The sequence below is a fragment of the Pirellulales bacterium genome (genome assembly GCA_036490175.1).
In the GTDB taxonomy this organism is placed as follows: Bacteria; Planctomycetota; Planctomycetia; order Pirellulales; family JACPPG01; genus JACPPG01.
On sequence record DASXEJ010000272.1, the window covers coordinates 110,862 to 124,512 of the forward strand.

Annotated in this window: 11 protein-coding genes; 3 read left to right on the forward strand and 8 right to left on the reverse strand. The window is 61.4% G+C overall.

Annotated features, from left to right (window positions below; translation table 11 throughout):
* Nucleotides 1-140: 140 nt before the first annotated feature.
* Nucleotides 141-272, forward strand: coding sequence for a hypothetical protein (locus VGG64_20785; GenBank protein ID HEY1602052.1), 132 nt, complete (start codon nt 141-143; stop codon nt 270-272).
* Here the strand turns inward: VGG64_20785 and VGG64_20790 are convergent.
* The 3 genes from VGG64_20790 to VGG64_20800 form a co-directional block, all read right to left on the reverse strand.
* Nucleotides 242-1,318 (reverse strand): PIN domain-containing protein, encoded by a 1,077-nt coding sequence (locus tag VGG64_20790; protein ID HEY1602053.1) that lies wholly within the window; start codon nt 1,316-1,318, stop codon nt 242-244. The genes VGG64_20785 and VGG64_20790 overlap by 31 nt on opposite strands.
* Nucleotides 1,319-1,530: 212 nt before the next feature.
* Nucleotides 1,531-2,751 (reverse strand): deoxyguanosinetriphosphate triphosphohydrolase, encoded by a 1,221-nt coding sequence (locus tag VGG64_20795; GenBank protein HEY1602054.1) that lies wholly within the window; start codon nt 2,749-2,751, stop codon nt 1,531-1,533.
* A complete protein-coding gene (locus VGG64_20800) occupies nt 2,748-3,326 on the reverse strand; it encodes an HIT domain-containing protein (GenBank protein HEY1602055.1) in 579 nt (192 codons plus the stop codon). Before VGG64_20800 ends, VGG64_20795 begins: the two co-directional genes overlap by 4 nt.
* Nucleotides 3,327-3,535: 209 nt before the next feature.
* On the opposite strand from VGG64_20800, the gene VGG64_20805 reads away from it, so the two are divergent.
* Complete coding sequence (locus VGG64_20805) at nt 3,536-4,288, forward strand: segregation/condensation protein A (protein ID HEY1602056.1); 753 nt, start codon at nt 3,536-3,538, stop codon at nt 4,286-4,288.
* 27 nt (nt 4,289-4,315) lie between these two features.
* Here the strand turns inward: VGG64_20805 and VGG64_20810 are convergent, their stop codons facing one another.
* Complete coding sequence (locus VGG64_20810) at nt 4,316-5,626, reverse strand: HEAT repeat domain-containing protein (protein HEY1602057.1); 1,311 nt, start codon at nt 5,624-5,626, stop codon at nt 4,316-4,318.
* Between the two features lie 345 nt (nt 5,627-5,971).
* Between VGG64_20810 and VGG64_20815 the strand changes: the two genes are divergently transcribed.
* Complete coding sequence (locus VGG64_20815) at nt 5,972-6,811, forward strand: MBL fold metallo-hydrolase (protein ID HEY1602058.1); 840 nt, start codon at nt 5,972-5,974, stop codon at nt 6,809-6,811.
* Between the two features lie 121 nt (nt 6,812-6,932).
* Here VGG64_20815 and VGG64_20820 read toward each other — a convergent pair whose 3' ends face one another.
* The 4 genes from VGG64_20820 to VGG64_20835 all read right to left on the reverse strand — a co-directional run.
* Nucleotides 6,933-9,188 (reverse strand): glutamine amidotransferase, encoded by a 2,256-nt coding sequence (locus tag VGG64_20820; GenBank protein ID HEY1602059.1) that lies wholly within the window; start codon nt 9,186-9,188, stop codon nt 6,933-6,935.
* A gap of 126 nt (nt 9,189-9,314) precedes the next feature.
* Entirely contained in the window at nt 9,315-11,471 is a 2,157-nt protein-coding gene (locus tag VGG64_20825) for a BatA and WFA domain-containing protein (GenBank protein HEY1602060.1), read from the reverse strand.
* A 300-nt stretch (nt 11,472-11,771) separates the two neighbouring features.
* Complete coding sequence (locus VGG64_20830) at nt 11,772-12,668, reverse strand: DUF58 domain-containing protein (protein ID HEY1602061.1); 897 nt, start codon at nt 12,666-12,668, stop codon at nt 11,772-11,774.
* A 123-nt stretch (nt 12,669-12,791) separates the two neighbouring features.
* On the reverse strand, nt 12,792-13,651 hold an 860-nt coding region (locus VGG64_20835), incomplete at its 5' end, for an AAA family ATPase (protein ID HEY1602062.1).

The following is a 13,651-nucleotide window of genomic DNA, read 5'->3' on the forward strand; positions in this document are numbered from 1 at the left end:
CGGTGATCGACAGCCGCGCCATACCGCGGGCGAACACGGCGGAAGCAAATACAGAAACCACGAATTACACGAATAAGACGGGCAATCGTAAGCGCCACGCTGTGACAGTCAGCAGTAGCTGTTCCCTATTCGTGTCATTCGTGGTTAAGCTTCTTTCTGATGCAAAGGCCGTGGCCGAAATGAGCGTGATTCTTTTGCGCGTCGGCGCGCAGCCGCGGCATGGCGGAGTGGAAGAAGGCGACTACGAGGCGGCTTTGGACGAGGGCTCGTAGCGGCCAAAAATCATGCGCCCGGCGCTCGTTTGCAGGACGCTAGTGACGGCCACGCGAACCGTCTTGTTGAGATGATCTCTGCCCCCCTCGATCACTATCATGGTGCCGTCGTCGAGATAGCCGACACCCTGACCCGGCTCTTCGCCCGGTTTCACCACGCGCACGTCGAGCGACTCACCCGGCAGGAAGACGGGCTTCAAGGAATTGGCCAGGTCGTTGAGATTGTTGACGTCGACGCCCTGCACCTGCGCTACTTTGTTCAGGTTGTAATCGTTGGTGATGATCTTGCCGTCCAGATGCTTGGCTAGCATCACCAGCTTCAGATCGACCGGATGGCCGGCGAATTCAGGCAAATCGCGATCGTACATTTGCAGATCGACATTCTCGCTCGAACGGAGCTTTTGCAGCACGTCCAGGCCGCGCCGCCCGCGACTGCGCCGCGAACGGTCGGCGCTGTCGGCGATGTTCTGCAATTCCGCCAGGACGAAACGGGGCATGATCAACTGGCTGTCGAAGATCTTGGTCTCGACGACATCCGCGATTCGCCCGTCGATGACGACGCTGGTGTCCAGGATGAATGGTTTAAGTCCCTTGATCTCTTTGGCGAATTCGACATACGGAATAATGAAGCGAAAATCGTTGCGCGTTTGCATCAACAAGCTGATGCACACATAGCTCAACACCATGCCCAGCGTGAGATTGACCGTGGCGCGATACTCTTGCCAGATCGGCAAGGGGGCCAAGGCCAGGCCGACGACGTAAGCCAGGAACAAACCGACGATGGTGCCGAAGTAGACCGAGGAAATCACGTCGAGCTGCTTGTGCCGTACCAGCACGTCGACCGCGATCACGACGAGCGACATCCCCAACACGCCCCCGAAGACGGCCCAGGGAAGCCAAGGAGCCGGGTCTTTGGGAAACCAGGGAGCGCTAATGATCGACGCCGCCAGGCCCACGGCCACCATCACGAATACGATGCGCAGCACCAAGAGCGAGACCTTGGTGTCACTTGGCTGAGAGATCTTCGCGGGTGCTTTGGCGGGCATAGGCAGAACGTGTTCGTTGAGGAAGGCAGCCACAGTGCCACGGTCTCGGCTGGCGAGACTGTGCGCCTGTCGGACCTATCCAGTTTACCAGCCCTACTTTCGACGACTAAGTGGGGCGTGAAGTAATTTAACCGCTCGGGGGGGCTGCGGTACCGGAAAAACAACTTGTAACGATGCGCTGGGCTGAATCTGCCTAACATTCGTCAAAAAAATCAGGTCGCCGGCTGTCCAGCAAACAGCCGTGCGTGCTCCTGCTGAGCGTAGCGGTCGGTCATGCCGGCTAGATAGTCCCCCACCGTGCGCGGCCAGCCCACGTGCGCCCCCCGCGCGCGAAAACTGGCCGGCAGCAACTCGGGCCGCGCCAAATAACCGGCAAACATGCGAGCCAGCATCTCTTGAGCCGCGCGACGGACGGCCAGCAGTTGCGGATGCTTGTACACGCGCTGGGCGAGAAACTGCTCCAGTTCCAGTTTTTTGGCGGCAAGCTCTGTACTGGGTTCGATCACGAGCGGCGCGGCGCGGACCGCGGCGATTGAGTCGATCTGCCCCGCGCGCAACCGTGCCGTGGCTTGCACCAATAGATCGCCGACCTGCCAGTCGATCAGCTCGTGCAAAATGGCGCGGCGCAATTGCGCATCGTCGAGCGCCTGATACCGGCGGCGGACGCGCTTCTCGGCTTCGCGCCACAGCGCAAGCTCTAACAGCTCACCCATCGTTAGCAGCCGATGTTCGAGCGCGTCGTCGGCGTCGTGCGTATCGTAAGCCACGCTGTCGGCCGCATCGACCACCTGCGCCTCGAGCAGAGGCCGCGTGGTGTGTGCGCCTTTGGTGGCGCGCGCCGTCTGCCCTTCGAGCACTTCGATCGATAGATTCAGCCCCGGAAACTCCTGATAGCGCTGCTCGAGTTCGCTCACGATCCGCAACCCGTGCCGATTGTGGTTGAAGCCCCCGTCAGCGGCCAGGCAGCGGTCGAGCGCGTCCTCGCCAGCATGACCAAACGGCGGATGCCCCAGATCGTGCGCCAGTGCCAACGCCTCGACCAGATCTTCGTTCAGCCGCAAGGCGCGACCGATGGTGCGTGCGACCGACGCCACCTCGATCGTATGCGTCAGCCTTGTGCGATGGTAATCGCCGATATCGCCGGTAAACACTTGCGTCTTGGCGCTCAGGCGGCGATACGCTGCGCTATGCACGATGCGGTCGCGGTCGCGCTGAAACGGACCGCGATATCGATGAGATTGCTCCGGATACCGCCGGCCCTGGCTGACCGCGCTGTGCATGGCATACGGCGCCAGCAGCAACCGCTCGCGCTCGTCAATATCCAGAAAGGCGCCCTCTGCGAATGCGGCAGCATGGAAGACGCTGCCTGATGCGTCGTTGGGTTGCGCGTCGACCGGGGGGCCGTTTGCAGCAAGTGGCTTGGCTGGGTTCATGGCTGCTCAAGCTTTTCGGCCAACAATTCCCACAGGGCATCAAGCGATTGCGAAATAACGTCCACGCCCGACAGCACTGGCATGAAGTTCGTATCGCCGCTCCAGCGTGGCACGATGTGCCAATGCAAGTGGCCGGGCAAGCCGGCGCCGGCCACGCGTCCCAAATTCAGCCCCACGTTAAAGCCTTCGCTATTCAAGAGCGCCGCCAAGACCGAGACCAGCCGCGTGATCGTCTCCATCGTTTCGCAGTGCTCGTCGGCCGTGAGCTCGTCGAGGCGTCCCTTATGCACCAACGGCGCCACCAGCATGTGGCCGTTATTGTAGGGATACCGGTTCAGCAGCGTGACCATCCGCGCGCCGCGGTGCACGACCAGATTCTCTCGATCGCGATTGTCTGCCACGGCGCGACACACAAAGCATTGCGGGTCCGCGCCCGGCAGCAGCTCGACTTCGACCGGCTGCGGCAGGTTCTTATCGATCCCCTTCAGGTAAGCTAATCGCCAGGGGGCCCACAACTGCTCGTGTTTCAACGCACGGATCTCCTGATTACTGAGCCGCGGCCAAAGCGATCGCACGGCGAACGATCCACGGCGACCTAGAGGTCGGCCGCTTGCCGGCAATGCTACCGCCAAAGGCCAAACCAACGCTAGTAAGCCTAAAGCGGCCCCCATGTTGTGGCAAGGCGGGCTACTGCCGCCAGGGGCCAGTCGATTAAGATGACAACCGGGCGCAAGCGACTTGGCGCCCGTTGCGACTATTTCCTATCTCCCTCGGGCATGCAGCGATGAGCTTTCGCGTCGACCTGGAAATCTTCCGCGGCCCGCTCGACCTACTGCTGTACCTGGTGCGCAAGCACGAGCTGGACATCCTCGACATACCCGTCGCGCCGATCGCGGATCAATTTCTCGAGCATCTGTCCGTGCTCGAACAGCTCGACGTGAACGCGGCCGGAGATTTTCTGGAGATGGCCAGCACGCTGGTCGAACTGAAATCGCGCTTGATCCTGCCGCACGAAGACGAAGTCGAGGAAGAAATCGCCGACCCCCGGCAACAGCTCGTGCAGCGGCTGTTGGAATACAAGCAGTTCAAAGAGGCCGCCAGCATCCTCGACGAGCGTGCCCGCGATTGGCAGGAACGCTATCCGCGCCTTTCCAACGACATGGCGACCCGCCCGCGCGATCCGGCGACGGAACCGATTCGCGAATTGGAGCTGTGGGATCTGGTCAGCGCTTTTGGCCGCTTGATCCAGCAGCATCAATCGAACCTGCCGTCGAACATCGTCTACGACGATACGCCGATCCACGTCTACATGGAACGGATCGGCAATCTGCTCGTCGAACAGCAGCGGCTGGCCTTTACCGAACTGTTCCGTCCCGGCATGCACAAATCGACTCTGATCGGTATGTTCCTGGCCGTCCTGGAATTGATACGGCATCACGGACTGCACGCCGAGCAAGGAGATCAATTCGGCGAAATCTACCTGGTACACGAGCCCGCCGCGGCCGCGACACCGACAGACCCCGGTCCGCCGGAATAAGATCGGGGCGGACGGCCGCGTTCGCAATCAGCGATGTGCATCCAGCACGGCCAGAATCTCGTTGGCCTGCTTGCGAACATCATCTGTTTCTTCGTTCGTCGCCGCGAGCTTCGTCAGGTACGCGCGCGATTTCTCGCTGGCGACATTCTTGAGCGCCGCGAATTCTTCGCTGCGCGTGTAGGCATTTGTTTCTTCGGCTATCGCCGCCAGAAGCCCCGCTTCGACCAGTGCGCGGGCCTCTGGCATCACGCCGAATGTCAGCCCCCATGCGGCACGGCCGCTATTGTTCCAATCTGGATCGGCCAGTTCCTCGACCAGCCGTTCGCACATGACCGCATTTTTCTCCGGCTGCGGACTCAGCCCGTGATAGATCGCTACATGATGATGTTGTGGCGTGTTCGCCAGCTCGATGAGCACCGCGTTCAGCTCCGGCGTGCGATACTGCCCCCACATGGAACGGATCGATTGATGCACGACGTCTTGATTCGTATCGCGGAGCAGTTTCACCAGCGCGGGCGCGACTTGCCCTACGGCCTCTCCCTTGCCGATCGAGATCAGCGCCGTGGCCACGCTGGCCCGCACCCGCGGCGACCCATCTTCCACCGACCGAAGAATCACCTTGATGTCAGCCTTGTCTTCGCTGATTCCGGGCAGAACCACGATGGCCATCAATCGTACGTCGTGGTCATTCGATAGAAGCAGCGGCAGCACGGCCGGGCGAAATGCGGCATGATCGAACTTGGCAGACAAGCTCTTGTAAAGGCTTTGCAGGCCGGATAGCTGTGATTGGGCCCCGGCGCCAGCCGCTAATTGCTCCCGGATTCTCGCGAGCGCCTTTTCACGTATCTCTTTGTCTCCGCGCTGCAGAATCTGTTTCGTCAAATCGGCGTCGTCGGTGTCCGGAACGGCTGCTGACACTTCGCGTGACTTTGCGCGATCCTCCTCCCTGAGCTTGGCAAACTCTGTGGGGAATCTACGGCGGGCTTGCTCGATGACATGTGCTTGCTGTACGGCTTCGATTTGCGCGACCTTGTATGCGAGTTCGTCCTGCACCAGGCGCGCCGCTTGCTCGCCTTGGGCCAAATGCACGTAGTGCTTGAGCAACTGCGAGAAAGCCCGATCGTAGAGCGTGGTATTCTCTCGATGCACCGCGACAAGCTCTTGCAGCCGCGCGGCGCTCTGTTCTAGGGTGGCGGGATCCTCGGCCAACTTTTCGGCGTCGGCATACAGCTTCGCCAGTGAGCCAGGCGACGGCTCGTCCGCCTGGGCGGAGCGGACCGCGAAGCCTGTGGACGAGATAAGAACGAGAAACACGACCGCCCCTCGAAGGGTGCCCATGGCTGACCTCCTCGTGTTTGCAGAAACTGGAGTCCGTCTCCATATCCATTGCTGCCCTCACTTATACCGACAATCGCCGCGCCTTCGCAACGCGGGCGGCCTGTTCGTATTCTCATGCACCATACCCCTAATAGCCGCAGCACATGCCCGCGGCCACAAGTTCGAGTGCGCGTGGCTTAGGGGCGTGGGTTGCCCGCCGGTCGATCTTGTCTACACTGGTCAGTTCGCGTTCGTCTGACCCTGTTCGGCGGTGCATGTCGCGGAGTTCCATCTCCGTTGGAAGGCCGGCGGGGTCGATGATAGCACTACCGCGAACCGCAACGCCTCTCACTGTGACTTGCCCTCATGGTTCAAAACGCGCCCATCAAGACGATCACGCACGGCGGTCTGACCGTCGAAGGGTATTCGCGCGCGGCGGTGCAGAGCTATTGGCGGATCCCAGAGCTCAAGCTCGGTTTCGACATCGGGGCTCATCCCTGGTCGTTCATGGCGACGCCCAACTTGTTCATTTCGCACACGCATCTCGATCATGTGGCGGCGCTACCGTCTTACATCGCGCGTCGACGGATGATGAAGATGGAACCGCCGACGATCTACCTGCCCGAGCAGGCTGTCGAGGGGGTTGATCGCATCCTCAAGCTATTCACGCGGCTCGATCGTGGACGGCTGCCGTGCCAATTGGTGGGGCTCAAGCCGGGGGACGAGGTCGAGATGTCGCGCGAGCACGTGGTCACCGTCTCGGCCACCACGCACCGCGTGCCGTCGCTGGGATTCGTGGTGTGGGAACGCCGTCGCAAGTTGAGGGCCGAATTTCAGGACTTGCCTGGCGACAAGATTCGCGACCTGCGTCTGGCCGGCACCGAAGTGACCGAGGAGCGGCGCATCCCGCGGCTAGCCTATGTCGGCGACAGCTCGCCCGAAGGACTGGACGATTGCCCAGCCATGTTCAAAGCCCAGATCCTGATCACCGAGATGACATTCGTCGCCGCCCGGCATCGCAAGGAAAAGATCCACAAGTTCGGGCACATGCATCTCGACGACATCATCGCGCGGCGCGAGCGGTTTCATAACGAAGTGGTCATCGCCGCCCATTTCAGCACGCGTTACCACGCCAAGCAGATCCGTCAGTACGTCGAAGCAGCACTGCCCGACATGCTAGACGGCCGCCTGCACCTGTGGATCTGAACTGCCGCCGGTCCAAGCGTTGGCAACTCGGGGGTCCCCATGTCCCGGTCCGCCATGCGGCGCTTGCCCGTCAACTTATTTCGTTAGAAACGAAATGCGGCAACCACGAATCACCGCGACCCTACACCAGACCCCACTTCTTCCTCAGATACCATTCCACACCCAGCAGTGCGATCAGGAGCAGGAAAAAGGGCCAAGTGTCCCACAGGGTCCGCTTGACCAACGTTTCGACTTCCAGCTTTTCCAGCTGCTGCTTGATCGACGCGAATAGCTCAGGCAGTTGTTCCGAGGCCACGGTGCGCCCGTCGGTCATGCTGGCCAGGCTTTCCATCGTGCCGCGGTCGGCCGCCGGATTATCCAGCTCCAGATCCTGATCGTAGACCAAGAAGCGGGCTTGGGCCGTGCCAATCGTCACGCCGTTGGACGACGCCTTGACGACGAGCGTATAGTCGCCGGGCAGCTGCGCATCGAGAAACGTGCCAGCCATTTCGTCGCCGCTACGGCGCAAACGGGGCGTCGCCTTGCTGCCGTCCGGACGTACGACTTCCACTTCCATCGTGGCATCGGCGATCGGCTCTCCCTGCGGGTTGCGGGCGCCTGCGGTGAATTCCACGCGCGTGCCGGGGCTGAATCGTCGCTCGTCGAGGTTGACCCACACCGTGTTGCTGGTCGATTGATCCTTGCGCGCTAGCCACAATACGACTTGCCGCCAGAAACGCTTGTGCGCCGCTTCGTAGCCCGACATGGTCCAGTGCCACGTGGAGTCACCGCCAAACGCCAGCACGCGGCCGCGGCCATATTCGCGGGCGATCAATAGCGGGTGATTGTCCGGCGTTTCGGCCAGCACCGTCGCGCCGCGCTTCACACGGTCCAATCGGTTGGCACCGTCGAGGGCGGGCAACTCGTCCCACATTTTCAAGTTCTCTGCCCCGGGGGCCAGTTGCAGAATGCTGTGCGTCTGGCCGATCCGCGTGGGGCGCATCTTCGGGCGAGATGCCTCGGGCAGGTGCTGGTCGGTGCGGATGGCCTCGCCGAAGTTCTGCCGCTCTAGCCGATTCATCTCGACCGGCAAGACATCGTCAAGCGGCGTGCCCGCGTAACCACCGGCGCCAAAGCTGTGAAACCCACCCAACATGATGAAACCGGCCCCACGCTCGACCGCGGCGGCCAGTGCCGCCATTTCGGATGGAGTAAACGCGGTGGCGTCCAAATCGCCCAGGATATAAACATCGAAACGCCCTGGCTCGAAGTAGTCAATCATGTCCTTGGGACGCGTCTGCGGTTTGCGGGCGTCGATTGTCCGGAACTCGACGTTCATGTCCGGCGAGGCATCGAGCGCGCGACGCAGAAATCGGATATCGGGCTGCAGGGCCCCGTTCAGATACAGCACCTTCAGCCCGCCATCGAGCACCGTGACGAACGTGCTGGTCTCGTTGTTGGTGGTGATCAACTCGCCGGTTTGCGGCGCCACCTTGAGCGTGATTTTTCGCTCGCCCGGCGTGTCGGGCAGGTATTTCAAATGGACCGGCAGCCGCGCGCCGTTTTGCTCGGCGCGCAGACGTTGCGAGTCGACGACCTCCATCTTGCCGGGGGTGGTCTCGACTAATAGCTGCGCGACGACATCCTGCCCGACAAACCCATCCAGCTGGGCGACCGCATCGACGTCCAACTCGTTTTTGACGAATACGACCTGCGGCGCGCGCAGCTCAGACAAAGCTACATCGCGCGTCTGGTCCAAGGCGCGCGACTGGCCGAACGGTACGGCGTACAGCCGGAAACCCAAATCGGCCAACCGTCGGGCTGGCGTCTGCGGCGAGACGTCCTTGGCCGGCAGCACGCGTTGGGCACCGTCGCTTAGCAGCACCACGCCGGCCAGCCGCTTGCCGGTCTCGCGCCGCAACGTATCTTCCAGCACCCATCCGAGCGCGGTCTGCGTTCCCTCGGGTCGCGAGGGCCACTGGGCGGCGCCCGCCACCAGGTCGAGCGGATGAGGATCCGAATCAAACGTGTAAACCTTGACCTCGATCTCTTGGCTCAGATCGTCGAGCGACGAGGCCGCAGCGTCCATGCTGGCCGACAGCGATTCCCAGCGCGTCTTATCGCCCGAGGCGTCGGCCACCTGCATGCTGCGCGACTGGTCGGCCAAGATCAAAAGCGTGGCCGGCTTGCGCGTGATCGTGGTCCAGACAAGCGTCGGCCGCAGCATGGCCAACACCAACAGCAGCGTTATTACCAGCCGCATCGCAACCAGCGCCCGGCGGCGATTGGGCGTCACCCGACTACGGGCTGGCCCCAATGCCAACAGTCCCAATAGCGCCGCGGCCGCAAACGCGACCAGCACATAACCGCCAACAGGATTGAGGACCAGGCGAAGCATGAGGAGAGGGCCAGCGTCGAATGTCTAATGTCGAAGGAACGAATGTCTACTGCCAACGATGAATGCGAGATGATGAATGGCTGACGCGCGACGCTTAGGTGGTTCCATTCATTACTCCGCCTTCGCCTATTTCTCTGGCGGTGCTTCGCGATAAAAGCGATTCGCCAGCACGTGCTCCAACCCCAGCACGAATGCCACCAGGCCGATCAGCAGCGGGTACAACTCGCGGCCGACGCGATCAAGGTTCACGTGCCGATCGATTTGTTCGGTGTTGCGGGCAATGTGAAAGGCCTGCTCGCCGAAAACGCGTTTCAACTGCTGCTCGTCAGTGCGGGTCAGCAATGTCGCCTCGGGGGCCAGGTTCACGGTGAAGCCGCGGTTTACGCCGTCTTGATCGCCGCCGGCGCGGATCCGATAGTTGCCCGCCGTTTGCGTGGCGGTTACCACCACGGCGTTCTGCTGATTGGCTGTCTGCCGCAAGCTTTCGCCGCTAGGCGTGGAGACCAGGTACGTGGGAAACCGTTTTTCCGGATCGATGTACAGCACCGCCGCCTGCCCGGCCATGTAGTTCAGCCGCTCGTCGCTGCCGCCGACCAGGTACAACACGGCCTCGTTGGTGAGGGTGAAAAAAGGCCATGCGCCGACCCCCCACAGTTGATTCCAGCGATCGCCTTCGGGCACTTCGGCCAATTCCGAAACCGGCGTCACGAATGTCAGCACGCGTCCCTTGCCGAGTGGCTTTTCCAACATCGCCGGCTGGCTCCCGGCCAGCGAAACCGCGGTAGCCACGCCATCTTGCAACTTGGCGAACTGCCAGAAGCGATAGACCGGAAATTCTTCCCAAGGAACCGCGCCGCGCCGCGAACGAAACTTCGCCAGGATCGGATGCTGATCGTTCTTCGAGCTCAAATAGTTCGTACCGTCCGGAAAACGGCCGATGAACTCCAAGGGACCAGGCAGCAGCTCCTGCGCCGCTTCGGTATTGAAGGCGGCGAACTGCTGCTCGGCGTTGGCGCCCAAAAAGATGCTGAGCCCGCCACCGCCGCGCGCGTACTCGGACAATTGCCGCCAGGTGGCATCGGCCAAGGGGGGCGGGTCCAAGACGCAGACGGCCGCGTACGATTCCAACGGCTTGCGCCCCAACTCGGCAAAGTCGACCACTTCGCAGTTGTAGCGGGCGTGCCCAGTGCGGCGAAAATCGGCAGGCGCCAGCGCCTCGACAAAGTTCGCGGCGTGATAATCGGCCGGCGGCGCGGCCACGACCAATACCTTCCAAGGCTGCTTCACTTCGACGCTGAAGTACCGCACGTTATCGATCGGCAAGCTGTCTTCGCCCAGGACGCGCACATAACCTTGGTGCGTGCCAACCTCGAGCCCACCCACGGTAAAGTCCAGCGTTTTGGCGCTGCCGGGACTGTACGAAAGCAATTGCTCGCTCCGCTTTTGCATCTGCCCTTCGTTGTCGGAAAGGTACATCTCGACGACGCCGTCCCCCTCCAGACCGAGCGAGTCCAACTCGCTGACGACGTGCAACGGGCTGTTTCGCGCCAGGACCTGCCCGGAAAGTTGCACTTCGCCCAGCGACAAATCGCGCGGCTCGAGCACGCCCACATCGATCACATACACGGCGATGCCGGGCATTTCGGCGAACAGCCGCGCGTAGCGGTCGGGCACGTCGGTGCTCCAGGCTCCCTCGGTCAGATCGGTGAAGACATAGATTTCCTTGCGCTCCAGCTCGCTCTGCCTTAAAAGCCGTAGCGAGCCTTCCAGCAGATCGGGAATCGGCCGGCCCAGCCCCACGGTCTCCAACCGCTCGATCCGTTGCCGGGCCGTGCCCATGTCGATCTGAAACACCGGATCGCCGGGCGTGGCGTCGACCACGGCCACCTGGCTATCAGCGGGCAAATGGGGCAACAGCCACAGCGAAATATCCTGCGCGGCTTCGAGCCGGGTTTTATTCTCATGCCGCAAGGCCATCCGCGGCGATGTGTCGAAGACCAGCGCCGCGGCGGTGGGCGCCTCTTGATCGCCGATCACGCCCGAGGAGTGAATGCTGGGGCGCGCCAGGGCAAAGGCCATCAGACAGACCGCGGCCACGCGCATCGCCAACAGGATCAAATGCCGCAGCTGCAACCGGCGCCTGTTCGATTGCTGCCGCGCCTGCAAGAAGCGCAAGGCCGGAAACTCCAGCAGCCGCGGTTGCTGCCGCATGATCAAATGCAGCACCACCGGAATGGCCGCCAGACCGGCGCCGGCCAGCAGGAGCGGGTTGACAAAATCCATCACGTCACGTCAGTCGCTTTTCGCACCCGAAGGAACTCATCCGCAAAACACGCACCGACTGAAATCACTATCATCCCACCACCCGCAACCACATGAACTCTCGAAATTCATTCGTGTAATTCGTGGGCGCCTCTTCTGATGGAACGCGAGGCAGACTGAACAACGAATTGCACGAATGGGAGAACACGAAATGCCTTTTTACTTGTCGAATGTGGGCCGACTTTCAGCCGCCAAAGAATCCATCTTCCTGAAGCTGAACTTGTCTGCGTAATCTGTGGATTTAGCATCCTCGCTGTCGCCTTAGCAGCGTGCCTGGCGGCTGATCAAATACTCGGTCAGCGCGCGGTCGAAGCGCATGCTGGTGTCGAGCCCGACGTAGTCGATGCCGGCTTGGAAGCATTCGCGCTTGTAGCGTTCGCGAAATCTACCCATCTCGCGCAGGTAGTCGGTCTTGAACCCGTCGGCGTCGACCTGAAGCCGGTCGTGCGACTCGGGCTCTTCGAATTCGACCAGGCCGTCAAACGGAAACTTGACCTCGGCCTCGTCCAGGATGTGAAACAGGATCACGTCGTGCCCGGCGTGCCGCAGCCGGTGCAGGGCGTGCATGATGGGTTCCTGATCCGCCAACAGATCGGAAAACAGCATCACCAGGCTGCGATGACGCAGCATGGCCGCGATCTGGATCAGGCTCTTGGCGATCTCGGTCTTGCCCGTCGGCCGCAGCTTCGACAAAAGCGACAGGATGTTGCCCAACTGGGTCCGCTTCGAGCGCGGTGGCAGGCTGTTGCGAATCTTCTCGTCGAACGTGATCAGCCCGACCGGGTCTTGCTGATGGACCATCAGGTAGCACAGCGCCGCGGCCAGGCAGATGGAATAATCGAATTTCGACAGTTGCTGCCGGTACGTGTAATCCATCGACCGGCTGAGATCCATCACCAGGTAACCTGTGATATTGGTCTCGGCTTCGAACTTTTTGATGTAGTACTTGTCGGTCTTGGCATACACCAGCCAATCGATATCGTGCGGATCGTCGCCAGCGGTGTACTTGCGGTGCTCACTGAACTCGACCGAGAAGCCCTGGAAGGGGCTGGAGTGCAATCCCTGCAAGAAGCCTTTGACGATGAATTGCGCGCGCAGATCTAACCGCGAAATCTCGCGCACCACTTCCGGCTTCAAATATTTTTCAGCAAGAGACATAAACAGCCGGCACGAAAGCCACGTTCGCCACAGAGCACACTGCGATCAGAGGGTTCCGGTTTTTCTCGTCCCCTCTGTGGCTTCGTGGCTCCGTGGTGAATCTTTTGGAACATTTACCTCCGCTTAACCCTGGAACTTCGGGATCTCGGGCGTCGGGATCAGTTCCAGCAAACGCTTGATCACATCTTCGGTGGTCATGCCTTCGGCCTGAGCCTGAAAGTTCGTGCTGACGCGGTGTCGCAACACGGCGATGGCCACCTTTTTGATGTCGTCGATGGCGACCGAGAACCGGCCTTCCATGGCGGCCAGGGCCTTGCCGCCGTGGATCAAGAATTGGCCCGCGCGGGGGCCAGCGCCCCAATCGACCAATTCCTTGACGAAGGCGGGGGCCGATTCGTCCTTGGGCCGCGTGGCCCGCACCAGCCGCGCCACATATTTAATGATGTATTCGCTCACCGCCACCGAGCGGACCAGCTTCTGAAGGTTGACGATCGCCTTGCCCGAGAGCACCCGGCGCACCTCGGGCTTCTCGCCCCGCGTGGTTGCCGCCAGGATCTGCTCTTCCTCGGCTGCCGACGGGTAGTTCACCTTGATATTGAACATGAACCGGTCGAGCTGGGCTTCGGGCAGCGGGTACGTCCCTTCCTGCTCGATCGGGTTCTGCGTGGCGATGGTGAAGAACGGCTCGGGCAGGTTATAGGTCTGCTGCCCGACCGACACCTCGCGCTCTTGCATGGCCTGCAACAGCGCGGCCTGCGTCTTGGGGGGCGTGCGGTTGATTTCGTCGGCCAGCAGGATGTTGGTAAAGATCGGCCCTTCGACAAAGCGAAAGTTGCGCCGGCCCTGCTCGTCCTCTTCCAACACGTTCGTGCCAGTGATGTCCGAGGGCATCAGGTCGGGCGTGAATTGGATGCGTTTGAAGGTCACATCCAGGATCTTGGCCAGCGTGCTGACCATCAAAGTTTTGGCCAGGCCCGGCACGC